The following is a 20,589-nucleotide window of genomic DNA, read 5'->3' on the forward strand; positions in this document are numbered from 1 at the left end:
CCCCAACCCGTTCAGGTGGTGCTCCCATGTTCCTTCGCCCCCTCCTCCTGGCCCTCGCCCTGCAGCCCCTCGGGGCCCAGATCCTCGTCGAGCCCGCCCACGGCATCCTCCAGGCGGGCCAGACCCAGACCTTCACGGCCCAGACCCCGGAAGGCGCGCCGGTGGCCTGCGCCTGGACCGTCACCGGCCCCGGGGGAACCATCGGGGCCGACGGAACCTTCCGGGGCGCGCCGGGGCTCCACCGGGTCCGGGGGACCAGCCTCCGCGACGCGTCCCTTTCCGGCGAAACGCGGGTCCTGGTGCTGGAGGACCACGCGGGCCTGCGCACCGTGGGCAAGGTCGACCCGGAGGCCCTCCGCCCCGGATGGTCCGAGGCCCTCCCCTTCCTGGACCTCACCACCGGCAAGCGCCTGGGGGACCCGGGGGCGCGGGTGATCGCGCTGAAGGGGGCCGCCTTCCCCCAGCGGGAGATCATCGGCTACGGCCTGGCCGCCTCCGTGACCTGGCCCGCGCCCGGCCTGGTTCCCGACGCCGTCCTCATGAGCTGGACCGAAGGGAGCGAGCCGGTGCGCAAGGACGTGACGGGGTCCCATGGAGCCGTCTTCCGGGCCCGCGCGGGCATCACCGGCGCCCAGGTGGAGTTCCTCAACCAGGCCTCGCCCCGGGACTGGACGAGCCTGGTCCAGCCCTTGGCCATCACCGTCCGCGGCGTGCTGCCCTTCGCCGGCAACCCCCTGGGGCCGGGCGATGCCGACGGCCGGGGCCTGTCGGCGCGGTTCCGGCGCGCGGAAGGCCTGGCCTTCCTGGCCGACGGAACCCTGGTGGTGTCCGATTCCCAGGCCCGCGCCCTCCGCCTCGTGGACCCCACCGGTTCGGTCCGGACGCTGCCGGACATCCCCCTGGTCTCGCCGTCCTTCGTGGCGGTCCTGGGCGGCGCCATCCTCGTGGCGGACGCCGGCGCTCACGTCATCCGGCGCGTGGACGCCAAGGGCGCCGCCACGGTCCTGGCCGGCGTGCCGGGCCTGCGGGGACACCGCGACGCCCCCGTGGGGGCGGAGGCGCTCTTCGACGATCCCCAGGGACTCGCCGTGGACGGCGCCGGCAACGTCTACGTCGCCGACCGGGGCAACCACGTCATCCGGAAGATCGGCCCCCAGGGGGCGGTGACCACCGTGGCGGGCCTTCCCGGCGCGGCGGGAACCCAGGACGGCCCCCAGGGCACCTTCAGCGCCCTCATGGGCCTGGCTTGGCAGGCCCCCGCGACCCTCTTCGCCGTGGACGGCCACAGCGTGCGCCGCGTCGCCGGCGGGTGCGTGACGACCGTGTACGGCGACCCCGCCCTGCCCGGCGCGTTCCCCCGGATCCCCGTGGACGTCGGCATCGACGGCCGCAGGCCCTGCCTGGACCGCCCCCACAGCGTCGTCGCCCTGGGGACGGACCTGTACGTCACGGAGACCGGCGGCCGCACCCTCCAGGCCATCCACCTCCGCCAGGACGGCCGGGTGAAGCCCTGGATCGTGGCAGGGGATCCGGAACAGGCCGGCACCCGCTTCGGCCTGTTCCGCATGGGCATCAAGGCGCCCCTGGGGGAGGGGTTCGCGGCCCTGGCCGAACCCCGGGGCCTGGCGATGGACGGCAAGGGCGACCTGTTCCTGGCCGACGGAACCTGCGTCGTCCACGGTTCCGCCCCGGGCTCCTCCGGGCCGCGCCTGACCCCGGTCCCGTTCCTGGCCACCTGGGACTCGGCGGTGGGCCTGCCCCTGACGGTGGACATCGACGCCCCGCCCCACGCGGCCCATCCTCCCCATTGGGACCTGGCCGCGCCCATCCACTACCACTGGACCCTGGACGCCCTGGACCCCGAGGGCCGTCCCCTGATCCCCCGGGTGCGCGGCGAGCAGCGCGGGGGCCGCGGAGCCCGGGCGGAGCTCGTCTTCCGGAAGCCGGGGAAGGTGAACCTGCAGGTCACGGTCATCACCGAGGACGGGATTCCGGCCCAGGGGAGCCTCTCGGTCACGGTGCGGTGAGGGCCTGGGCCTGCGCCCCCCCGGGATAGCGGCTACCCTGGAGGGATCCCTGCCCGAGGAAAAACCCATGCGACCCCTCCGCCTCATCCTCCTCGCATCCGCCACGGCCGCCCTGGCCCAGGCTCCGCCCCTGTGGCTGCGCTACCCCGCCATCTCCCCGGACGGCGCCTCGGTGGCCTTTTCCTACCAGGGGGACCTGTACCGGGTCCCCGCCGCCGGGGGCAGCGCCGTTCCGCTCACCGTGGGCGGGTCCTACAACTCCCGCCCGGTGTGGAGCCACGACGGCAAATGGATCGCCTTCGCGTCGGACCGCGGCGGGAACATGGACGTGTACGTCATGCCCAGCCGGGGCGGCGAGGCCCGGCGCCTCACCTTCCATTCCGCCACGGACCTGCCCTTCGCCTTCACCCCCGACGACAAGGAGGTGCTCTTCACCTCCCAGCGGGGCCACGCGGCCCCCAGCCGGCAGTTCCCCGGACGGTCCTTCCCCGAAACCTGGCTGGTGTCCAGGGAGGGCGGCCGCACCCGGCGCCTCACGGACATCACCCTCGAGAACGCCGCCTACGACCCCACCGGCACCCGGATCCTGTACCAGGACGTCAAGGGCTACGAGGATCCCTTCCGCAAGCACCACACCTCCGCCGTCACCCGCGACATCTGGAGCTTCCAGCCCGCAACCAACGCGTTCACGCGCCTCACCTCCTTCAAGGGCGAGGACCGCGACCCGGTCTTCGGGTCGGACCCCGACGCCTTCTTCTACCTCAGCGAGCGCGACGGCTCCTTCAACGTCTTCCGGGGCTCCGTGGCCCATCCCGGCCAGGCCGAGGCCCTGACCCGCTTCAAGACCCATCCGGTGCGCTTCCTCACCGCGGCGCGCGACAACACCCTGTGCTTCGCCTACGACGGGGAGGTTTGGCTCAAGGCCCAGGGGGCCGAGCCCCGCAAGCTCGCGGTGACGATCCAGGTGGACGGCAGGGCTTCCCTGGAGAAGGTGCTGCCGGTGAACGGGGCCATCACCGAGATGACGGTCTCGCCCACGGGCAAGGAGATCGCCTTCGTGGTGCGCGGTGAGATCTTCGTCACCAGCGCCAACGGCAAGGTCACCCGCCGCGTCACGAGCCGGCCCGGCCACGAGCGCAGCGTGAGCTTCAGCCCCGACGGGCGCACCCTCGTCTACGCCGCCGAGCGGGACGGCAGCTGGGACGTCTTCACCACGCGCATCGTGCGCAAGGAGGAACCCACCTTCTTCGCCTCCACCCGGCTGGAGGAGAAGGCCGTCGCCGCCACGAAGGCCGACGAGTTCCAGCCCCTGTTCTCCCCCGACGGCAAGGAGGTGGCCTACCTTGAGGAGCGCACCTCCATCAAGGTGGCGGACCTGGCCACCGGCAAGGCTCGCACCCTGCTGCCCGAAGGCCGCAACTACTCCTATGCCGACGGGGACCAGGACTACCAGTGGTCGCCCGACGGCAAGTGGATCGTGTACGCCTGCGACCGGGGCCTGGGCTGGCTGAAGGACATCGCCCTGGTGGCCTCGGACGGTTCCGGAACGGCGCACAACCTCTCCCACAGCGGCTTCGGCTGCGGCGACCCGCGCTTCGCCCCCGGCGGAACGATGATCTACTGGTACTCCACCCGCGACGGCAACACCAACATCGCCCAGCAGGGGGTCACCGAGGACGTGTACGGCCTCTTCCTCACCCGCAAGGCCTGGGACCGGTTCAACTTGAACAAGGAGGACTTCGCCCTGCTCAAGGAGAAGGAGGAAGCCGAGGAGAAGGAGAAGGGCAAGGCGAAGGCCAAGGACGCCCCCAAGCCCACGCCCGAACCCGTGGCCATCGAATGGAACGGCCTGGAGGACCGCAAGGCCCGCCTGTCCACCCACAGCACGGACATGGGCGGCGTCCAGATCGGGCGGAACCTGGACAAGATGTACTACCTCGCGAAGTTCGAGAAGGGCTACGACCTGTGGTCGGTGGACCTGCGCACCCGCGAGACGAAGCTCCTCCTCAAGGTGGGCGCCGAACGCGCCGCCCTGGAGGCCACGGCCGACGGCAAGGCCCTGTTCCTGCTCGCCGACGGCAAGCTGCTCAAGGTGGACCCCGAGACCGCCAAGCGCGAGGACCTCCCGGTGGCCTCCGAGCTCCTGCAGGACGGCGCCGCCGAACGCGCCTACATCTTCAACCACGTGTGGCGCCAGGTGGAGAAGAAGTTCTACGTCACCGACCTCCACGGCGTCGACTGGGCGCTGTACCGCGAGGCCTACCGCCGGTTCCTGCCCTCCGTGGCCAACAACTACGACTTCCAGGAACTGCTGAGCGAGATGCTGGGCGAGCTCAACGCCTCCCACACCGGCGCCCGCTACAACCCGCCCCAGGTGAACACCCCCTCCACGGCGTCCCTGGGCCTGTTCCTGGAACCCGCCGGCAAGGGCCTGAAGGTGGTCGAAGTGCTCAAGGGCGGCCCGGTGGACCTGGACGCCAGCAGGGTGCGGCCCGGCCACGTGCTCACGGCCGTGGACGGCGCCCCCGTGGACGACCCGGAGACCCTCTCGCGCCTGCTGAACCGCCGCGCCGGCCGTGCGACGCTCCTCACCTTCGACGACGGCGGAACCGCCTTCGACGAGCCCGTCAAGCCCCTCGCCCCGGGCCGCGAGAACGAGCTCCTCTACCGGCGCTGGGTTGAGCGGAACCGCGAGGAGACCGACCGCCTCTCCAAGGGCCGCCTGGGCTACGTGCACGTGCGGTCCATGGACGACGCCAGCATGCGCACGGTGGTGGACGAGGCCCTGGGCCGGTACGGCGCCCGGGAGGCCCTGGTGGTGGACACCCGCTTCAACGGCGGCGGCAACATCCACGAGCAGCTCTCGGACTTCCTGAGCGGCAAGAAGTACTTCGACGTGATCCCCCGGGGCCTGCCCTACGGCCACGAGCCCCTGCTCAAGTGGGTCAAGCCCTCCATCGTCCTCATGAGCGAAGGCAACTACTCCGACGCCCACCTCTTCCCCGTGGCCTACAAGCTCAAGGGCCTGGGCACCACCGTGGGCAAGCCCGTTCCCGGCACCGGCACCTTCGTGTGGTGGGAGCCCCAGATCGACCCCACCCTCGTCTTCGGCATCCCCCAGGGCGGCTGGCGCACCCCCGATGGCAAGTTCTGCGAGAACAATCAGCTGGAACCGGATCTCGACGTGGCCAACGAACCCGCGGCCCTGGCCGGCGGAAGGGACCAGCAACTCGAGGCGGCCGTGGCCGCCCTGCTCTCCTCCCTGCCGGGGACCCGGTCCCCCGGCAAATAAAAGATATTTAGCTAAACATCTAAATAGGCCTAAACTGGGACCCGGAGGCATCCTGGATGGAGTCCGGCACCCTGGTCTTCAAGGCCCTGGCCGATCCCACCCGGCGGCGGATCCTGGATCTGCTGCGGGGTGGCGACCTCAGCGCCGGGGACCTGGCGGCGGGTTTCGACATTTCCAAGGCCAGCATCTCCCACCACCTGAACCTGCTCAAGCAGGCGGGCCTGGTGCGGGTGCGGCGCCAGGGGCAGCAGCAGATCTACACCCTGCACACGACGGTCTTCCAGGAGGCGATGCAATGGATGATGAACTTCTTCCCGTGAGCGAAGAGGGGCTGCAGCTGAAGCGCGAATGGCCCACCTGGATCCTGATCGGGGCCCTGTGGGCTTTCAGCCTGTGGGCGCTGCCCCGGCTGCCGGCCCAGGTGGCCGTGCACTGGGGCCTGGACGGCAAACCCAACGGGTGGGCCTCGCCCCTGCAGGCGGCCCTGCTGCTGCCCGGCCTGATCACCCTGGTCTACGGCCTCTCGCTGGCGTTCCTGAACGGCCCCTTCGACTTCCGAGCCGCCCGGTCCATGGACCCCGCCCTGGCGCGCCGGGTGCGCCTGCTGCTGGTGCTGTTCCTGGGCGGCCTCCAGGCCCTGACCCTGGGCGGCGCCCTGCGGAAGGGCACCCCCGGGGACACGGCCATCCTCGCCCTTCTGGCCCTGTTCTTCATCCTGCTCGGCAACCTGATGCCCCGCCTGGAACCCAACGCCCTGGTGGGGATCCGCATCCCGCCGACCCTGGAGGACCGCGGGGTGTGGCGGCGAACCCACCGCATGGGGGGATGGGTCTTCATGGCCGGCGGCCTGCTGCAGTTGGCGGCATGCCTGCTCCCGGGCCGGGTGGCCAACCCGGTGGTCATGGGACTCGTCGTGGCCACGGTCCTGGTGCCCATCGGGTACGCCTACCGCATCCGCCCGGCCCAGCCGTAGCTCAGCCCCGCCCCAGCCTCAGGGAGTTCCCGATCACCGAGAGGCTCGACAGCACCATGGCCCCGGCGGCCAGGATGGGGTTCAGCACGCCGGTCATGGCCAGGGTGATGCCCGCCGCGTTGTAGACGAAGGCCCAGAACAGATTCTGCCGGATGATCACCACGGTGCGCCCGGCCAGGCGGAACGTCTCGTCGATGCGCAGGAGGCCTCCGCCCAGCAGCACCACGGGGGCGGCGTGCATGGCCAGGTCGGCGCCCGAGCCCAGGGCGATGCCCAGGTCGGCGGCGGCCAGGGCCGGGGCGTCGTTGACGCCGTCGCCCACCATGGCCACCACGGCGCCCTTGGCCTGCAGGCGGCGCACCGCCTCGGCCTTCTCGGCGGGGGGCACCTCGCCCAGGCACGCGTCCACGCCCAGGCGCCGGCCCATGTGCAGGGTGGTGCTCCGGGCGTCGCCCGAAAGCAGGATGGTGCGGACGCCCCGGGCCTGGAGGGCCGCCACGAGCGCCGCGGCGTCCCTCCGGGGGGCGTCGCCGAAGGCCAGGGCCCCGGTGGGTTCGCCGTCCACGGCGCCGAAGACCACCGTATACCCTTCGCCCTGCCAGTCCGAGGCCTGGGCGGTCATGGCCGGGGTGGGCTCGGCGCCCTCCCGTTCCATGAGCCGGCGGTTGCCCAGCGCCACGCGGTGGGGGCCCACCCGGCCCGTGAGGCCCAGGCCCGGAAGGATCTCCAGCTCCGTGGCATCCAGGGGGTCCACGCCCCTCTCCCGGGCGTGGGCCACCAGGGCGTGCCCCAGGGGATGCTCGGAATAGGACTCCAGGGCGGCGGCCAGGTCCAGGCGCTCCAAGGCGTCCCCCCGCACCTTGAAGACGCCCTCGGTCATGGTGCCGGTCTTGTCCAGCACCACCGCATCCACCTTCCGGAAGGTCTCCAGCACGGCCACGTCCCGGATGAGGATGCCCTTGCGGGAGGCGGCGCCCACCGCCGAGGTGGTGGCCAGGGGGGTGGCGATGCCCAGGGCGCAGGGGCACGCGATCACCACCACGGAGATGGCGCGCAGCATGGCCGTGGTGGGCCCCAGGCCCAGGGCGAGGCAGCCCACCAGGGTCCCCAGCGCGAGGATCAGCACCAAGGGTATGAAGAGCCGGGAGACCCGGTCCACGGCCCGCTCCAGGGGGCTCCGGTTGGCCAGGGCCCCCTCCACAGACTTGACGATCCGGGCCAGGGAGGAGTCCTCGGAGGCGTGGGTTACCCGCACCTCCAGCACGCCGGAGGCGCTGAGGCTGCCGCAGGCCACCACGTCGCCCGGCTCCCGGAGGCGCAGTTCGGACTCGCCGGTGAGCACCGATTCGTCCACCGTGGAGGACCCCGCCACCACCACGCCGTCGGCGGGAATGCGCTCCCCGGCCTTCACCAGGAAGACCATGCCGGGCTCCAGGGCCTCGATGGCCACGAAGCGCTCCTCGCCCTCCACGCGGACGCGGGCCTTGCGGGGCAGGAGCCGGTGCAGGAGGGCGATGGCCCTGGCGCTGCGCTCCTTGGCGGAGCGCTCCAGGGCCTTGCCCAGGAGCATGAGCGTGACGATGGCACAGGCGGTGTCGAAGTAGTAGTGGCGCCCGCCCAGCCACGCCTGCACGGAGCTGTACGCGAAGGCGGCCAGGACGCCCGTGGAGATGAGCGCCTCCAGCCGCAGGCGCCCCTGCCGGATCCCCAGCCAGGCCAGGCGGTGGATGGGCCAGGCCGAGTACGTCACCGCCGGCAGGGCCAGCCCCATGAGGATGAACGGCACCGCCCGGCGCGCCCCCTCGGCGATGCCCTCGAAGAACGAGGCGTACACCACCAGGCTGAAGAGCATCACGTTCATCCACATGCCGAAGGCGATGCCCAGGCGCAGGAGCAGGTCCTGCCACCCCGCACGGTCCCCCTCGGCCCCGAAGGGCAGCGCCCGGTACCCCAGGGAGGCCACCCGGTCCGGGATGACGCCCGGCGGCAGGTACTGGGGGCAGTACCGGACCTTCAGGAGGTCCGAAGTGAACAGGACGTCGGCGCTGACCACGCCGTACTCCCGGGCCAGGGCGTGCTCCACCAGCCACGCGCAGGACGCGCACCACATGCCCGTGACCTGGAACAGCTCCTCCCGGGTCTCGGCGCCCTCGGGGATGGGAGGGCGGCCCTCCTCCGCGGCGGCGATGAGACCGAGCTTGAGGCTCTGGAGGTACACCTCGGAGGAGCGCAGGTCCTCCCCCGCGGCCACGGCGCCGCTTTCCACCAGGATCGCGTAGACGTTCATGCACCCGGCGCAGCAGAAGGTCCGCGGGACCTCCAGGAAGGTCCTGGAGCAGGACCCGGTTCCCGCGGGGCTGCCGCAGAGGTCGCAGGCCGCCATGGTCAGCGGGAGGTGGCCGGCTTGCCGTGCTCGTCCAGCATCTCGATGTGCACGTGGGAGACCCGGTTGTACACGTAGCCCATGAGGCCGATGAACAGCGCGCACACCAGCCCGAAGAACGTCAGGTAGAACCGGCCGGTCTTCCTCTTCTCGTCCATGGTCAGTTCCCCTTCGTGGGCATGATGAAGTTCATTTCGGCGGCGTCGGAGGCGGCCTGGTCCGAGGACTGGATCACCACCCGGATCGGGTTCAGCTCCTGGCCGCCGGCGGGGGCGGCGATGTCGAAGGTCCGCTCCAGGGCCGCGCCGGGGGCCAGGGTCAGGGGGTTGCGGTCCAGCAGAACCCGGGCGCCGGCGAGGCCTTCCACCCAGACCCGGATCTCCACGGCCCTGGGCGAGCGGTTGGCCAGGTTCATGCGGACCCGGTTGGCCACGCTGCCGTCCGGAAGCAGCGTGTACAGGGTCGTGCGGTCCGGCGTGAGGCGCATGAGCACCGGCTTGCGCAGGTACAGGGTCAGGCCCAGGGCCGAGAGGTAGGCCACCATCACGAAGAGGATCACGAAACGCTTGGGGTCGCGCAGACCCCAGCGCCGGTACCAGGGCTCGGCAGTGCCCGAGGGCACCGCCCCGCCCCAGGAGTAGTGGATGAGGCCGGGGTGGCCCACCTTGGCCAGCACCTCGTCGCAGGCGTCGATGCAGTCGCCGCAGTGGACGCACTCGATCTGGTAGGGCCCCTTGCGGATGTCGATGCCCATCTCGCAGACGCGCACGCACTTCTTGCAGTCGATGCAGGCGCCGGTTCCGTCCTGGTAGGCCACCAGGAGGGAGTGCCGGTCCTGCAGCAGGCCCTGGAAATAGCCGTAGGGGCAGACGGTGGTGCAGAAGGTCTGCTTGACCAGGGTGAAGTCCAGGAAGGTCAGCAGGGTCACCGAGGCCCCCAGGATGCCCCCGGTGGAGACCAGGTCCAGGCGCAGGAGCCGGTGCAGCAGGTCCCGGGGCTCGATGAAATACGACATGAAGACGAAGGCCAGGAACACGGAGGCCGCCGCCAGGATGGCCAGGAAGAGGCCCCTGCCCAGGAGCTTCCGGGCCCGGGGCCCGGCGGCCCACCTCCGGGCAAGGCCGGCCGTCCAGGCCTCCACGGCCGTGCTTGCCTCGCTGAAGATCATCTGGGGGCAGGCATAGCCGCAGTAGACGCGGCCGTACATGATCGCCACCACCGCGATGACGAACATAAGGAACATCAGCGCGAAAAAGAGGATGCTGAACTCGCTGATGAGCACCTCGAAGCCCGCGAAGAAGAACCGCTGCCTCGGGATGTCGAAGCGCATGACGTTGGCGAAGGGCAGCGCCAGGAACACCAGGAAGCACGCCAGGTGGATCAGCTTCCGGAGGGGGCGGTGACCCCGCCCCGGGGGGGGCAGCGCCGGGCGCTTCTCGGCCAGGAGCCAGTGCCGCGCGGGAGGGACCGGCGTGTTCATCGGCGGTACAGGATTCGCGGGTTCGGGCTGGGCACGGTGACGCATTCCTTGTAATGCACAAAGCGTTTCATGAGAATGGCGTGCGTCGGGCACCGGGAGGCGCACATGGCACAGCGGATGCAAGTGCTCTCGTCCTTCAGCATGATCCCGCCCAGCTCGTCCTTCTCCTCCATGGACATGGCCCGGTAGGCCTCGAACGGGATGCCGGCGCCGGCCTGCTCCAGCTTGAGCCAGGCGTCCTCGTCCTTGAGGCGGCTGAGACCCACCAGCTTGATGAGGTCCTCGGGGCACACGTCCACGCACCCGTTGCAGGCGATGCAGGTGGAGGTGTCGAACACCGTGTTGATGTTGCACCGGAGGCAGCGGGCCCCCTGGCGCCGGGCCATCTCCTCGGGGTAGCTCAGCTCCACGATCTCCGTGGAGGCGGCCCGCAGGCCACTGTCGAGCACCGGGGCGTTGCAGCGCTCCTCCCGGTGCCAGCCCTCGGCCATGGTGTACACGGCGGGCTCCCAGCGCTTGCGCACCACCACGTCGGTGCGGGTGCCCCGCAGGAAGTCGTGCATGCTGCGGGCGGCGGTGTGGGCCGAGGCGATGGCGTCGATGAAGAGCCGGGCGCCGTGGGCGATGTCGCCGCAGGCGAAGACGTCGGGGGCGGTGGTCTGGTAGGTCTCCTTGTCCACCTTGATGAGGCCGCGCTCGGTCTGGACGCCGTCGGCCTCGGAGAGGAAGGTCAGGTCCGAAGCCTGGCCGATGGCGAAGATCACCGTGTCCACGGGGATGTCCTCCAGGGCCGCCTCGTCGAAGGTCGGCGCGAACCGACGCTCCTCGTTGAAGACCGACAGGCACTTCACGGTGCGCATGGCCTTGACCTTGCCGTTCTCGACGACGATCTCCTTGGGGCCCCGGCGGTTGTGGAGGTGGATGCCCTCCTCGGCGCCCTCGTGGATCTCCACCTTGTCGGCGGGCATCTCCTCGAGGGACTCCAGGCACATGAGGTGGATCTCCTTGTCCCCCGAGATGCGCAGGGCCGACCTCGCCACGTCGTAGGCCACCTTCTCGTCGTGGCCCATGGCCTCCCGCACCTGGTCCTCCTCGGAGGCGTCCAGGGGCCGCAGGGCGCTGCGCGCCACGTCATAGGCCACGTTGCCGCCGCCCACGACCATCACCCGCCGGCCCAGTTCCAGGGGCCTGCCGTCGTTGAAGGCCCGCAGGAACTCCATGCCGTCGTAGACGCCCCGGGCGTCCCCGCCGGGCAGGGACAGCTTGCGCCCGTTGGGAAGCCCCACGCCCAGGAAGATGGCCTTGAAGCCCTGGTCGCGCAGCTGCTGGATCGTGAAGTCCCGGCCCAGCTTCATGTTGCACTTGAGTTCCACGCCCATGGAAAGGATGGCCCCGATCTCGTGGTTCACCAGGTCCCGGGGCAGCCGGAAGACCGGGACGCCCGTCATGAGCATGCCCCCGGGCTTGGCGTCCGCCTCGAACACGGTGACCTTGTAGCCCACCTGCACCAGGTCGTGGGCCACGGTAAGGCCGGAGACGCCGGCCCCCACGACGGCGACCCGTTCGTAGTCGCCCCGGTTGGCGGGCAGCATGCGCTGGTCGCAGCCCTCCTTGTACTTCGTGTAGTCGCCCGTCTCGGGCCCGAACGTGTCCGTGACGAACCGCTTGAGGGCGCGGATCGCCACGGGCTCGTCCAGGGAACCCCTGCGGCAGCTCGCCTCGCAGGGGGCCCCGCAGACCCGGCCGCAGATGGACGCGAAGGGGTTGGTGGCCCTCGCGGCCCGGTACGCGTCCTCGTACCGGCCTTCGGCGATGGCGGTCACGTAGGCGCAGGCGTCGGTGTTCACCGGGCATGCGTATTGGCACTTGACCATCTCCAGCCAGTACTGGGAGTCGTCCGGAACCCTGAGCTGCCAATTCCCCATATCCACGGCTCTAATGCTCCTTGACGGACCGGAAGGTGTACACGGCCATGATGAGGACGTAGACCAGGGCCAGGGCGGCCACGACGTACTGCAGGACGGGGCTGGTCTGGCTGACCTTGTTGAACTGCTGCACGAAGGTCCCGCGGGTGGCGTGGCCCACGTCGCCCATCATCTGGAGGACGATGTAGGCCACGCACCCCAGGCCGATGATGGGGAAGGCCAGCTTGAGGAAGAAGGGGAAGTCGGTGCCCTGCTTCTCCATGATCCAGCCGCCCGCGTAGTCCTTGAGCTCTTCCTTCTGCTCACTCATGGGTTCTCCTCTGATCGCCGTCCTCGAGCATGCGGTACTTGATGTCCTCGCCGTCCTTGCCCCAGTAGCCGTCCCGGGCGGTCTTGACGAAGAAGAAGACCGCCAGGGCGAACATCAGGAAGAAGAAAAGGTAGGCGAAGTAGACGCTGGGCCAGGTGTAGTCCATGGCTACCTCTCGTAGTCGTTGGAGGGGCGCCAGTCCTTGGCGCGGCCCAGGGTCTGCAGGTAGGCCACCAGGGCCGGGAACTCCTTGGGGTCCGCGACGATCCAGGGGAAGGCCGGCATGATCGAGCCCTTGACCAGATCCCGGGGATTCCGGAAGTGGGTGCGGTGCCACTGGGTGTCGTAGCGGCCTCCCACCCGCGCGAGGTCCGGACCGGTGCGCTTGGTGCCGAACATGTGCGGCGTGTCGTAGACGAATTCGTCGGGCGTGGAGATGGGGGCGTCCACGCCCTTCCACCCGTAGCGCTTGGTGTCGGCGAGCAGGGTTCGGATCTGCTGGGTGTGACAGTACCAGCACCCTTCGCGCACGTAGATGTCACGGCCCAGCTGCTGCTGGGCGTTGAGCCTCACCAGGGTCCCGGTGGGGCCCTTGGCGGGGTCCGCGTTGGCGAAGGGCTTGCCCCAGCTCTTGTCCACCATGGGGGGCACCACGGTGGTGAGCAGGCCCCCGATGAAGAAGAGGACGAGGGACGCGACGATGGCCCAGACGGCGGAGGTGTCGGCTTTTCTCAACATGTTCGCTCCTTTCTGGCCGCTACGCGGCCGCCTCGGTTTCGGGGCCGAGGACGGTGGCCATGATGTTGTAGGCGAACATCACGATGCCGACGAAGATCATCACGCCGGAAATGAACCGCACGGTCCAGATGGGCTTGAGGGCCACGACCGTGTCGATGAACGGGATGGAGACGTTGTTCCACTGCCAGCCCTGCCAGAACCCGCCCAGCCACAGGGTGGTGAAGAATCCGAGCCCGCCGATCATGATCATCCAGTAGCTCCAGTTGGCCAGGGCCACGGAATGGAGGAGCTTGCCGAACACCCGCGGCGCGGCGTAGTACGTTCCCGCGATGGCGAAGAAGCTGAAGGCTCCCAGCACCGCCATGTGGGCGTGGCCGGGGATCCAGTCCGTCTTGGAGACGATGGCGTTGACCGTGCGCAGGCTGTGCATGGGGCCCTGGAAGCAGGTGAGCAGGTAGAACACCACGCCGGACATGAGGAACTTGAGCTCGACCTTGTCGCGCAGCTGGTGCCACTGGCCCTTCATCGTGATGATGAGGTTGTAGACCACGGCCCACACGGGCACCAGGAGCATGAGGCTGAAGGCGATGGCGATGGTCTGGAGCCACTGGGAGATGGGCCCGTGGAGCATGTGGTGGGCGCCGGTCCAGACGTAGACGAAGGCCAGGGACCAGAAGCCCACCATGCTCAGCTTGTGGCTGAACAGGGGCGTGTTGGAGGTGCGGGGAATGAAGTAGTAGGCGATGCCCAGGCCCACGGGCGTGAAGATCAGGCCCACGGCGTTGTGCACGTACATCCAGTTCAGGTTGGCCTGGTTCACGCCGGTGGCGAGCAGCGTGGCGAAGTTGCCCGTCAGGTAGACGAAGGCGGTCCAGAGCAGGCAGCCCATGAAGTACCAGATGGAGACGTACATGGCCTGGTACTTCCGCTGGAAGACGGTCATGAGGATGTTGGCGGTGAACATGAGCCAGGCCACCACCACCAGCACGCTCAGGCTCATCTCCAGCTCGCCGTACTCGAAGCCCTTGTTGCGGCCCAGGAGCAGGCTTACCACGGCGCCGAGGATGATGACGTTCCACAGGATGCCCGTGGCCACCCCGAGCTTCTCGCTCCAGATCTTCACGCCGCACAGCCGGGGCACGATGTAGTAGGTGAGGCCCATGTCGGCGGCCAGGAGCCACCCGAAGAGCATGCCGTTCACGTGCAGGGGCCGCAGACGGCCGTAGGTGAGCCAGGCGGTGGTGCCCATGAGGTCGGGCCAGACGAACTTGGCGGCGATGACCAGGGCGATGATGCCGACGATGAAGAAGTAGCAGATGGAACTCACCACGAACCACTTGACCGTCGTGTCCTCGTGGATGATGGCCCCCGGGGCGGCGCCTCCGGACTCCGCGCGGCTAAATTGTTCCTGCATTCTGGCCCCCCTTGGGTTTGGGATTGAGGTTCCTGAGGAAATTCACGAGGTCGCCCACATCGTTGTTGCTCAGGCCGTAGTCGATCCAGGACGGCATGGCCGTGCCCTGCACGCCGTAGAGGATGGAGTCGAACAGCCGCGTGTCGCTCACGCTGGACAGGAAGAAGGCGTTGCGCAGGTTCCTGGGCTTGGGAAGGATGTCCAGGCTGTTGGGGCCCTTGCCGTCGCCCTTGCGGCCGTGGCAGCCGGCGCACCGGTTCACGAAGGTGGCTTCGCCGCGGGCGATGGACTCGGGGCTGGAGGCCACCGGGTTGGCGGCGGGCAGGTTCCGGGCCTTGGGCTCCTGGCGGGGCTCCTTCACGAAGGCCGTCTGGATGTAGTCCAGGAGGGCCTTGGCCTGCCGGTCGTCGAGGATCCGCTCCCAGGCGGGCATGGAGGTGCCGTCGACGCCCTTGCGCACGGAGGCCACGAGGCGGTCCATGGGCTTGGAGTTCATGAAGGCCGCCTTGGTGAAGTCGCGGGGCGCGGGATCCAGGTGCTCGGCGATGGGCCCCAGGCCGTTGCCCTTGTCCCCGTGGCAGCGTAGGCACAGGGCCTTGTAGGTGGCCTCGGGGGTCGGCATGGCCGGCACCGTCTTCAGGCCCGACAGGTAGGCCGTCATGGCCTTGAATTCGGGTTCGGTGAACCGGAACGCCGGCATGATGGAGTCGGGCATGGTGGAGCGCGGGTTGCGGAAGTGCGCGTCCAGCCACGCGGGGTCCTTCAGGAGCCCCTCGAAGGTGAGGTCGGGGGCCACCGCGCCGTCCTTGGCGCCCAGCTTGTGGCAGGCGGTGCAGGCGCGGTCGAGGACCAGCTGCTCGCCCTGCCTGGCCATCTGGGCCGGGTTGATCTGCACGGGCTTGATGTGGGCCTGGACCAGTTCGGCGCCTCCCGTGGCCCGCAGGCGGTAGCGGTCCATCTCCGTCTCGGAGAAGTTCTTGCCCTTGCGGCTCTTGAGGAAGATCACCAGGGCGCGGATGTCCTGGTCCGTGAGCATGTTGAACTTGGGCATGATGGAGGTCGCCAGCACGGACTTGGGATCCTTGATGCGGGCGTAGATGTAGTCGACCTTGAACTTGCGGCCCACCTCGGTGAGGTCGGGGCCGATGGTGCCGTCCGAGAGGCCCTCGATGCGATGGCAGCCGTAGCAGTTGCTGGCGTAGTAGAGGTCCATGCCGCGGCGCACGGTGGGCGTGCCGGCGAAGGCCGGGGAGGTGTGGCACTGGGCGCAGTTGGCCTCCAGGAATTCCTTGCCCCTGAGCATGGGCACGAACTCCTTGCGCCAGTTCTCCTGGACGGCGGCGCCCAGGAGGGGATCGGGCCAGTATTCGTCCTCGCCGTGGGCGTCCCGGGGGCTGAGTCCCCGGCCCTGGCCGTCGTGGCACACCGTGCAGCCGAACTCGCTGAACTTGTGCCGGCGCTCCCACCTCCCGTTCTTCTGGACGTCGCCCATGGCCAGGGAATAGGGATGGGTCTTCAGGGGCTGCTGGTAGGTGGAGAACCGGGGATCGTCCGCGGCGATGTGGCAGGTGATGCAGCGGTCCACCCGGGTCTCCCCGAAGTCGGCCACCACGTTCTGCTCGATGCGCGGGCTCCGCGCCTCCAGGGAGGCCCTTTCGGCGTCGCCCTTGGCCATGGCCTTGGCCTGGTTGAAATATGCGATCTGGTGCGCCTCCCACTTGTGGGAGAACTGGTTGTAGAGGATCACCCCGTGGATCACGAGGATCAGGAAGGTTCCGACGGCGAGTGCGAATCTCATGGGTTGGTCCTCACCAAGGGGTAACGAAGGCCCAGTTGGGACCGCGGAAGAACGTTCCGATGATGACGAAGATGATGTTCGCCACCAGGAAGGTCAGGAAGATGGTGTTGGCCAGGAGGCGGTCCCGGGAGAACCAGACGCCCACCCCCTTGGGGGAGCGGTCCAGGTAGGGCGCCAGGAGCAGCAGGCCCACGAAGATGCCCGGAACCCCGATGCCGCCCCAGAAGGCGGAGTAGGAGACCATCTCCTGGAGACCCAGGAAGTACCAGGGCGCCTTGGCGGGATTGGGCGGATGCATGACGTTCACCGGCTCTTCCAGCGGCGCGTTGAAGAGCAGCGCGAGCACCAGGATCACCGCGAGGGTCATGACGAACACGAACAACTCGGACATGAACAGGTTCGGCCAGGAGAACACGGTGTTGTCGGGAATGTTGTTCACCTTGGTGAGGGGCCCGCGCACCAGGCCCTGGAGGCCGTAGGTCTTCTTCCCTTCCGGCAGGGAGGGCTTGGCGCCGGCCAGGGCGCCCATCATCTCCATGGGCGGGGTGGGGTCGGCGTCGGCAGGCCGGGAAAGGCCGCCGTCCTTGCGGATGCGCCAGAAGTGGATGGCGATGGCCAGGGTCAGGGTGGCGGGGAGCACGGCCACGTGGAGGACGTAGAAGCGCAGAAGCGCCTCCTGCCCCACGGTGGATCCGCCCATGAGGAGGAACTGGATGTCCTTGCCGATGACCGGCGCGTACCCGGCGATGGCCGTGCCCACGGTGATCGCCCAGAAGGCCAGCTGGTCCCAGGGAAGCAGGTACCCGGTGAAGCTCATGAGGAGCGTGAGCAGCAGGAGCACGACGCCCAGCACCCAGTTGAACTCCCGGGGCTTCTTGTAGGAGCCCGTGAAGAACACGCGGCAGAGGTGCATGACCACCACCGCGACCATGCCGTGGGCGGACCACCGGTGCATGTTGCGGAGGATGGTGCCGAAGGCCACGGAGCCCCGCAGGTCCAGCATGCGGTCGTAGGCCTGGGCCGTGCTGGGCACGTAGTAGAACATCAGCAGGATCCCGGTGACGACCAGGATGACGAACAGGAAGAAGGACACCAGCCCCAGGCCCAGCGTGTACAGGGGCCGCAGGGTGTTCTTGTGCACCTTCACGGGGTGGATGTGCAGGAAGAAGTTGGTGAAGCTGGTGCTGGAACGTTCCAGGTCGTTGGTGGGCAGGGGATTGCGGAAGAGGGACTTCCACACGTTCCCCGGCAGTTCCTTCACCGCGGTCAGGAGGGAGGGGCTTGCCGTCTCTTTGCTCATAGCGTCAGGTAGCTCCCGGGGGTGATCTCGGTATCCTTGTCCACTTCGATCTCCCCGTTGGGAGCCAGCGTGACCTTGTACCAGGGGAGGGGGCGCGGGGCGGGGCCGCCCGTGACCGTGCCGTCGCCGTCGAAGCGCGATCCGTGGCAGGGGCAGGCGAAGCCCGTGTCGGCCAGGCCCACGATGCAGCCCAGGTGGGTGCAGGTGGTGCTGAGCGCCGCGAGCCGGTTGCCTTCGCGCACCACGCAGATCCGGCGGGTCTCGAGGGCGATGCGGGTGCCCGGGGGGAAGTCCTCGGGCTTGCCGATGCTGAAGCGCTGGGGCTGGCCGTACGTAGCCCTGGGCTTGATGAAGACGAAATTGGAGATGGCGCTCAGGACCCCCGAGCCGACCAGGCCCGTGCCGGCGATCCAGGCCAGCATCCTGCGGCGGGAGACCGCCACCTGGGTGCCTCCCCCACTACTTCTTTTCAGATTGACCGCCATCAGCAGCCTCCCTCGTTGAATCCTTGGAATCGTTCCTGTCCGACCAGAAGACCTGGTATTTCGCGTCCTCGATGTCCTTGAACCACCCGCGCCGCACCGCGAACACGAAGAGGAAGGCCGCGGAAAGGCCCATCGCGAGGCTCGCGGCGATGGCTATCCACGTCATTTCCATGTCGCTCCCCCCCCGGGGCAGGGAAACCCCGTGGCGGAGGTCGCGGCGTATCCGGTCAGGGACCAGCACTCCATCGGTTACCTCGTGATTGCGATGTCCTATCCTGCTGGAAACATCCACTAGTTCACAAGACCCTTTTGTCACATTTGTGATGTTTTTGGTAATGTTTTTATTAAGCCAAGGTATTACAGTAAATAAAAATTAAAAATCGACCCTTGAATCGTTCAATTTTGACCTATTTTTTTCTATTGAGACTCATTTGCATACACCCTCAAGCCCGGGCCTCAATCGGTCCTGCGGCCCCGTTCTCCCCCGCACTCAGGGCAAGCCCCGGAGCCCCGCATGCCCCCGAACGAAAACCCCACGGAGAGGCCAAGACGAGGCCCCATGCCTTTCTTCATCCTTTCCATCCCCTGCATCACCGGCGTACAGCCCATTCCGTTCGCCCCGGCGCGGAGCGAAGCATGCCCGGGTCCCGACCCCGGCCTGCGGCTATGGCTGAAGAGCCGGGGTCAGGCCTGGCCCACCGCGGCGGCTCCGCCTTGCATGCGCTGATGGGCCACCACATGACCCTGGGGACCCACGGCCAGGTCGTCGAAGCGGACCTTCTCCAGGTGGCGCTCCAGGACGCCGGTGGCGCCCACCCACACCGACTCCACGGGGCAGCTGTGGGAAAGGGGGCAGCCCTTGTCGGCGTCGGCGCAATGGTTGAGGGCCAGACCGCCCTCCATGGCCCGCACCACTTCCAGCAGCGAGATCTCGCCGGCGGGCCTGGCCAGGCGGATGCCGCCCGAGGAGCCCCGGGCCGACACGAGAATACCCCGGGTGACCAGGGGCTTGATGAGCCGGCGCACGAAGGGCATGGGCAGGCCCCGGGATTCCGAGATCTCGGCGATGGACACCTGCGCGCCCTTCTCCAGACAGGCCAGGTGCAGCACCACCCGAACGGCGTAATCGGTCTGTCGCGAGATCCCGAGCATGGGCCACCAGGAAAAAGGAAAGCGGGAGGACAAGACTTCCGCCCCCAGCCGGGGGCGGAAAGAATACGGGTCCAGTATCCGACGGAACCCGGGCCGGCACCTTGATATTGGTCACGTGCTACCCCAGAATCCCAACGATGTCCGTCCCGCGACGCGCACCGACCCAGGAGTCCCCGTGAGCCTTCCCGACCATTACCGGCGGTTCTGCCGCCTCCACCTGCGCTTCGCCCTGATCATGATCGGGGTGGCCCTGCTGGCCGGCATCTCCTTCCAGGAGTCCGGGAAGAAAGTGCTCATCTCCCCCGAGGTGCCCGCCGGGGCCCACCTGGAGTTCCTCCTCACCCTGGCGCTGGTCCACGGCCACGCCTTCCTGGTGGGCGTGCTCCTGCCGCTGGCCTTCGCCTGGATGGTCCACCTTTCCCTGTTGCTGGGCGGGAAGGCCGTTTCCGAACGCTCGCTCGCATGGACTTCCGCCTTGTACCTCCCCGGCGCGGTGCTCACGATCCTGCTCATGCTCTTCAAGGGCTACCACCGGGTGCTGGGCGTGCGCCACGGCACCCATGATCTGGCCATCCTTAATGATCAATTCATGTTTTCCAACCATGCGCTTAGGGCGGGCACCTATGGCCTCGCCCACGGGTTGATGGGCCTGGGCCTGGGCATCCTGGTGGTGTCCCTGTGGAGGAACCTGGGGGATCTCCGATCTTAGGGCCTGTGAAAAAGCAGGCAGGATAAAAAGATTGTTCCCATTTCCCTGATTAATTAAGATTATGGAGACCGACCCTAGCTCTCGGGGAGGGAAGGTTCCCGCGACCGGGGTCAGGGCGATCCGCTAAATGGGGGAAGCTCCGTACCCGTGTCTCCACGAAAGGAAGCCATGAACTACACCAAGTCGTTCCTCCTCGCCGCCGCCGCCGTGGCGTCCCTGACGGTCCGCGCGGAACTGTCGCCGGAAGTGGAAGCCAAGTTCCTGAAGGCCATCATCGCCTCCAGCGGAACCAACAAGATCTCCTGCGACGACGCCGCCCTCAAGGCGGCCCTCGAGGCCCAGGGCATCGTCGTGGATTCGTCCGCCCCCATCTGCTGGGTGACCAACCCCAACATCGCCAAGACCATGAAGCAGTTCGGCCGCCTCGTCATCACCAACAAGCGGGACCTGGCCTCCAGCGCCTCGGTCCTCATCGTCGAGGACGGGGGCCGGCCCAAGCTCATCCTCAACACCGCGAACCTGAAGACGGCCAAGGTGCAGCTCAGCGACGCGGTCCTCAAGATCGCAGAGAAGATCTGAATCACATTCCAGGGCGCGCCGGCC

At 68.5% G+C, this 20,589-nt stretch carries 19 protein-coding genes; 6 read left to right on the forward strand and 13 right to left on the reverse strand.

Going from position 1 to position 20,589, the window contains the following annotated elements:
- Nucleotides 1-26 precede the first annotated feature (26 nt).
- The 4 genes from ACZ5LB_RS12765 (at nt 27) to ACZ5LB_RS12780 (ending at nt 6,292) form a co-directional block, all read left to right on the forward strand.
- Complete coding sequence (locus ACZ5LB_RS12765) at nt 27-2,027, forward strand: NHL repeat-containing protein (RefSeq protein ID WP_464602607.1); 2,001 nt, start codon at nt 27-29, stop codon at nt 2,025-2,027.
- A gap of 67 nt (nt 2,028-2,094) precedes the next feature.
- The gene (locus ACZ5LB_RS12770; RefSeq protein WP_464602608.1) at nt 2,095-5,319 is read left to right on the forward strand and encodes a S41 family peptidase; all 3,225 of its coding nucleotides are present in this window, start codon (nt 2,095-2,097) and stop codon (nt 5,317-5,319) included.
- 56 nt (nt 5,320-5,375) lie between these two features.
- Nucleotides 5,376-5,639 carry an autorepressor SdpR family transcription factor gene (locus ACZ5LB_RS12775; protein ID WP_464602609.1) on the forward strand — a complete coding sequence of 88 codons (264 nt, stop codon included), beginning with the start codon at nt 5,376-5,378 and terminating at the stop codon, nt 5,637-5,639.
- Nucleotides 5,615-6,292 carry a DUF1648 domain-containing protein gene (locus ACZ5LB_RS12780; protein WP_464602610.1) on the forward strand — a complete coding sequence of 226 codons (678 nt, stop codon included), beginning with the start codon at nt 5,615-5,617 and terminating at the stop codon, nt 6,290-6,292. Before ACZ5LB_RS12775 ends, ACZ5LB_RS12780 begins: the two co-directional genes overlap by 25 nt.
- A gap of 1 nt (nt 6,293) precedes the next feature.
- Here ACZ5LB_RS12780 and ACZ5LB_RS12785 read toward each other — a convergent pair whose 3' ends face one another.
- From ACZ5LB_RS12785 to ACZ5LB_RS12845, 13 genes are all read right to left on the reverse strand, one after another.
- Nucleotides 6,294-8,675 (reverse strand): heavy metal translocating P-type ATPase, encoded by a 2,382-nt coding sequence (locus tag ACZ5LB_RS12785; RefSeq protein WP_464602611.1) that lies wholly within the window; start codon nt 8,673-8,675, stop codon nt 6,294-6,296.
- 2 nt (nt 8,676-8,677) lie between these two features.
- Nucleotides 8,678-8,833 (reverse strand): hypothetical protein, encoded by a 156-nt coding sequence (locus ACZ5LB_RS12790; RefSeq protein WP_464602612.1) that lies wholly within the window; start codon nt 8,831-8,833, stop codon nt 8,678-8,680.
- A gap of 2 nt (nt 8,834-8,835) precedes the next feature.
- A complete protein-coding gene (locus tag ACZ5LB_RS12795; protein ID WP_464602613.1) occupies nt 8,836-10,155 on the reverse strand; it encodes a 4Fe-4S dicluster domain-containing protein in 1,320 nt (439 codons plus the stop codon).
- On the reverse strand, nt 10,152-12,080 hold the full coding sequence (locus tag ACZ5LB_RS12800) for an FAD-dependent oxidoreductase (RefSeq protein ID WP_464606311.1): 1,929 nt from the start codon (nt 12,078-12,080) through the stop codon (nt 10,152-10,154). The genes ACZ5LB_RS12795 and ACZ5LB_RS12800 overlap by 4 nt, the downstream gene beginning before the upstream one ends.
- Nucleotides 12,081-12,090: 10 nt before the next feature.
- Nucleotides 12,091-12,390: a hypothetical protein gene (locus ACZ5LB_RS12805; protein WP_464602614.1), complete on the reverse strand. Its 300-nt coding sequence runs from the start codon at nt 12,388-12,390 to the stop codon at nt 12,091-12,093.
- Nucleotides 12,383-12,556: a hypothetical protein gene (locus ACZ5LB_RS12810; protein WP_464602615.1), complete on the reverse strand. Its 174-nt coding sequence runs from the start codon at nt 12,554-12,556 to the stop codon at nt 12,383-12,385. The genes ACZ5LB_RS12805 and ACZ5LB_RS12810 overlap by 8 nt, the downstream gene beginning before the upstream one ends.
- 2 nt (nt 12,557-12,558) lie before the next feature.
- Entirely contained in the window at nt 12,559-13,128 is a 570-nt protein-coding gene (locus tag ACZ5LB_RS12815) for a cbb3-type cytochrome c oxidase subunit II (RefSeq protein ID WP_464602616.1), read from the reverse strand.
- 19 nt (nt 13,129-13,147) lie between these two features.
- Nucleotides 13,148-14,542, reverse strand: a complete 1,395-nt coding sequence (locus tag ACZ5LB_RS12820; RefSeq protein ID WP_464602617.1) for a cbb3-type cytochrome c oxidase subunit I — start codon at nt 14,540-14,542, stop codon at nt 13,148-13,150.
- The gene (locus tag ACZ5LB_RS12825) at nt 14,526-16,340 is read right to left on the reverse strand and encodes a c-type cytochrome (RefSeq protein ID WP_464602618.1); all 1,815 of its coding nucleotides are present in this window, start codon (nt 16,338-16,340) and stop codon (nt 14,526-14,528) included. Before ACZ5LB_RS12825 ends, ACZ5LB_RS12820 begins: the two co-directional genes overlap by 17 nt.
- A 10-nt stretch (nt 16,341-16,350) precedes the next feature.
- The gene (locus tag ACZ5LB_RS12830) at nt 16,351-17,640 is read right to left on the reverse strand and encodes a cytochrome b N-terminal domain-containing protein (protein WP_464602619.1); all 1,290 of its coding nucleotides are present in this window, start codon (nt 17,638-17,640) and stop codon (nt 16,351-16,353) included.
- Complete coding sequence (locus ACZ5LB_RS12835) at nt 17,637-18,125, reverse strand: QcrA and Rieske domain-containing protein (protein ID WP_464602620.1); 489 nt, start codon at nt 18,123-18,125, stop codon at nt 17,637-17,639. The genes ACZ5LB_RS12830 and ACZ5LB_RS12835 overlap by 4 nt, the downstream gene beginning before the upstream one ends.
- A complete protein-coding gene (locus ACZ5LB_RS12840; RefSeq protein WP_464602621.1) occupies nt 18,100-18,297 on the reverse strand; it encodes a hypothetical protein in 198 nt (65 codons plus the stop codon). Before ACZ5LB_RS12840 ends, ACZ5LB_RS12835 begins: the two co-directional genes overlap by 26 nt.
- 512 nt (nt 18,298-18,809) lie before the next feature.
- The gene (locus ACZ5LB_RS12845) at nt 18,810-19,277 is read right to left on the reverse strand and encodes an RrF2 family transcriptional regulator (protein WP_464602622.1); all 468 of its coding nucleotides are present in this window, start codon (nt 19,275-19,277) and stop codon (nt 18,810-18,812) included.
- Between the two features lie 175 nt (nt 19,278-19,452).
- On the opposite strand from ACZ5LB_RS12845, the gene ACZ5LB_RS12850 reads away from it, so the two are divergent.
- Together ACZ5LB_RS12850 and ACZ5LB_RS12855 are read left to right on the forward strand one after the other, a co-directional pair.
- The gene (locus tag ACZ5LB_RS12850; protein WP_464602623.1) at nt 19,453-19,986 is read left to right on the forward strand and encodes a hypothetical protein; all 534 of its coding nucleotides are present in this window, start codon (nt 19,453-19,455) and stop codon (nt 19,984-19,986) included.
- A gap of 168 nt (nt 19,987-20,154) precedes the next feature.
- A complete protein-coding gene (locus tag ACZ5LB_RS12855) occupies nt 20,155-20,565 on the forward strand; it encodes a hypothetical protein (protein ID WP_464602624.1) in 411 nt (136 codons plus the stop codon).
- Nucleotides 20,566-20,589 lie beyond the last annotated feature (24 nt).

Source organism: Mesoterricola sp. MK458 (assembly GCF_055384935.1).

Excerpts from the sequence above, each read along its gene's own strand:
- ACZ5LB_RS12810 (WP_464602615.1), bottom strand. The coding sequence starts at position 12,556 with ATGGACTACACCTGGCCCAGCGTCTACTTCGCCTACCTTTTCTTCTTC.
- ACZ5LB_RS12785 (WP_464602611.1), bottom strand. The coding sequence starts at position 8,675 with ATGGCGGCCTGCGACCTCTGCGGCAGCCCCGCGGGAACCGGGTCCTGC.
- ACZ5LB_RS12805 (WP_464602614.1), bottom strand. The coding sequence starts at position 12,390 with ATGAGTGAGCAGAAGGAAGAGCTCAAGGACTACGCGGGCGGCTGGATC.
- ACZ5LB_RS12840 (WP_464602621.1), bottom strand. The coding sequence starts at position 18,297 with ATGGAAATGACGTGGATAGCCATCGCCGCGAGCCTCGCGATGGGCCTT.
- ACZ5LB_RS12795 (WP_464602613.1), bottom strand. The coding sequence starts at position 10,155 with ATGAACACGCCGGTCCCTCCCGCGCGGCACTGGCTCCTGGCCGAGAAG.
- ACZ5LB_RS12770 (WP_464602608.1), top strand. The coding sequence starts at position 2,095 with ATGCGACCCCTCCGCCTCATCCTCCTCGCATCCGCCACGGCCGCCCTG.
- ACZ5LB_RS12775 (WP_464602609.1), top strand. The coding sequence starts at position 5,376 with ATGGAGTCCGGCACCCTGGTCTTCAAGGCCCTGGCCGATCCCACCCGG.
- ACZ5LB_RS12780 (WP_464602610.1), top strand. The coding sequence starts at position 5,615 with ATGGATGATGAACTTCTTCCCGTGAGCGAAGAGGGGCTGCAGCTGAAG.
- ACZ5LB_RS12820 (WP_464602617.1), bottom strand. The coding sequence starts at position 14,542 with ATGCAGGAACAATTTAGCCGCGCGGAGTCCGGAGGCGCCGCCCCGGGG.
- ACZ5LB_RS12800 (WP_464606311.1), bottom strand. The coding sequence starts at position 12,080 with ATGGGGAATTGGCAGCTCAGGGTTCCGGACGACTCCCAGTACTGGCTG.
- ACZ5LB_RS12835 (WP_464602620.1), bottom strand. The coding sequence starts at position 18,125 with ATGGCGGTCAATCTGAAAAGAAGTAGTGGGGGAGGCACCCAGGTGGCG.
- ACZ5LB_RS12825 (WP_464602618.1), bottom strand. The coding sequence starts at position 16,340 with ATGAGATTCGCACTCGCCGTCGGAACCTTCCTGATCCTCGTGATCCAC.
- ACZ5LB_RS12765 (WP_464602607.1), top strand. The coding sequence starts at position 27 with ATGTTCCTTCGCCCCCTCCTCCTGGCCCTCGCCCTGCAGCCCCTCGGG.
- ACZ5LB_RS12815 (WP_464602616.1), bottom strand. The coding sequence starts at position 13,128 with ATGTTGAGAAAAGCCGACACCTCCGCCGTCTGGGCCATCGTCGCGTCC.
- ACZ5LB_RS12845 (WP_464602622.1), bottom strand. The coding sequence starts at position 19,277 with ATGCTCGGGATCTCGCGACAGACCGATTACGCCGTTCGGGTGGTGCTG.
- ACZ5LB_RS12830 (WP_464602619.1), bottom strand. The coding sequence starts at position 17,640 with ATGAGCAAAGAGACGGCAAGCCCCTCCCTCCTGACCGCGGTGAAGGAA.
- ACZ5LB_RS12790 (WP_464602612.1), bottom strand. The coding sequence starts at position 8,833 with ATGGACGAGAAGAGGAAGACCGGCCGGTTCTACCTGACGTTCTTCGGG.
- ACZ5LB_RS12855 (WP_464602624.1), top strand. The coding sequence starts at position 20,155 with ATGAACTACACCAAGTCGTTCCTCCTCGCCGCCGCCGCCGTGGCGTCC.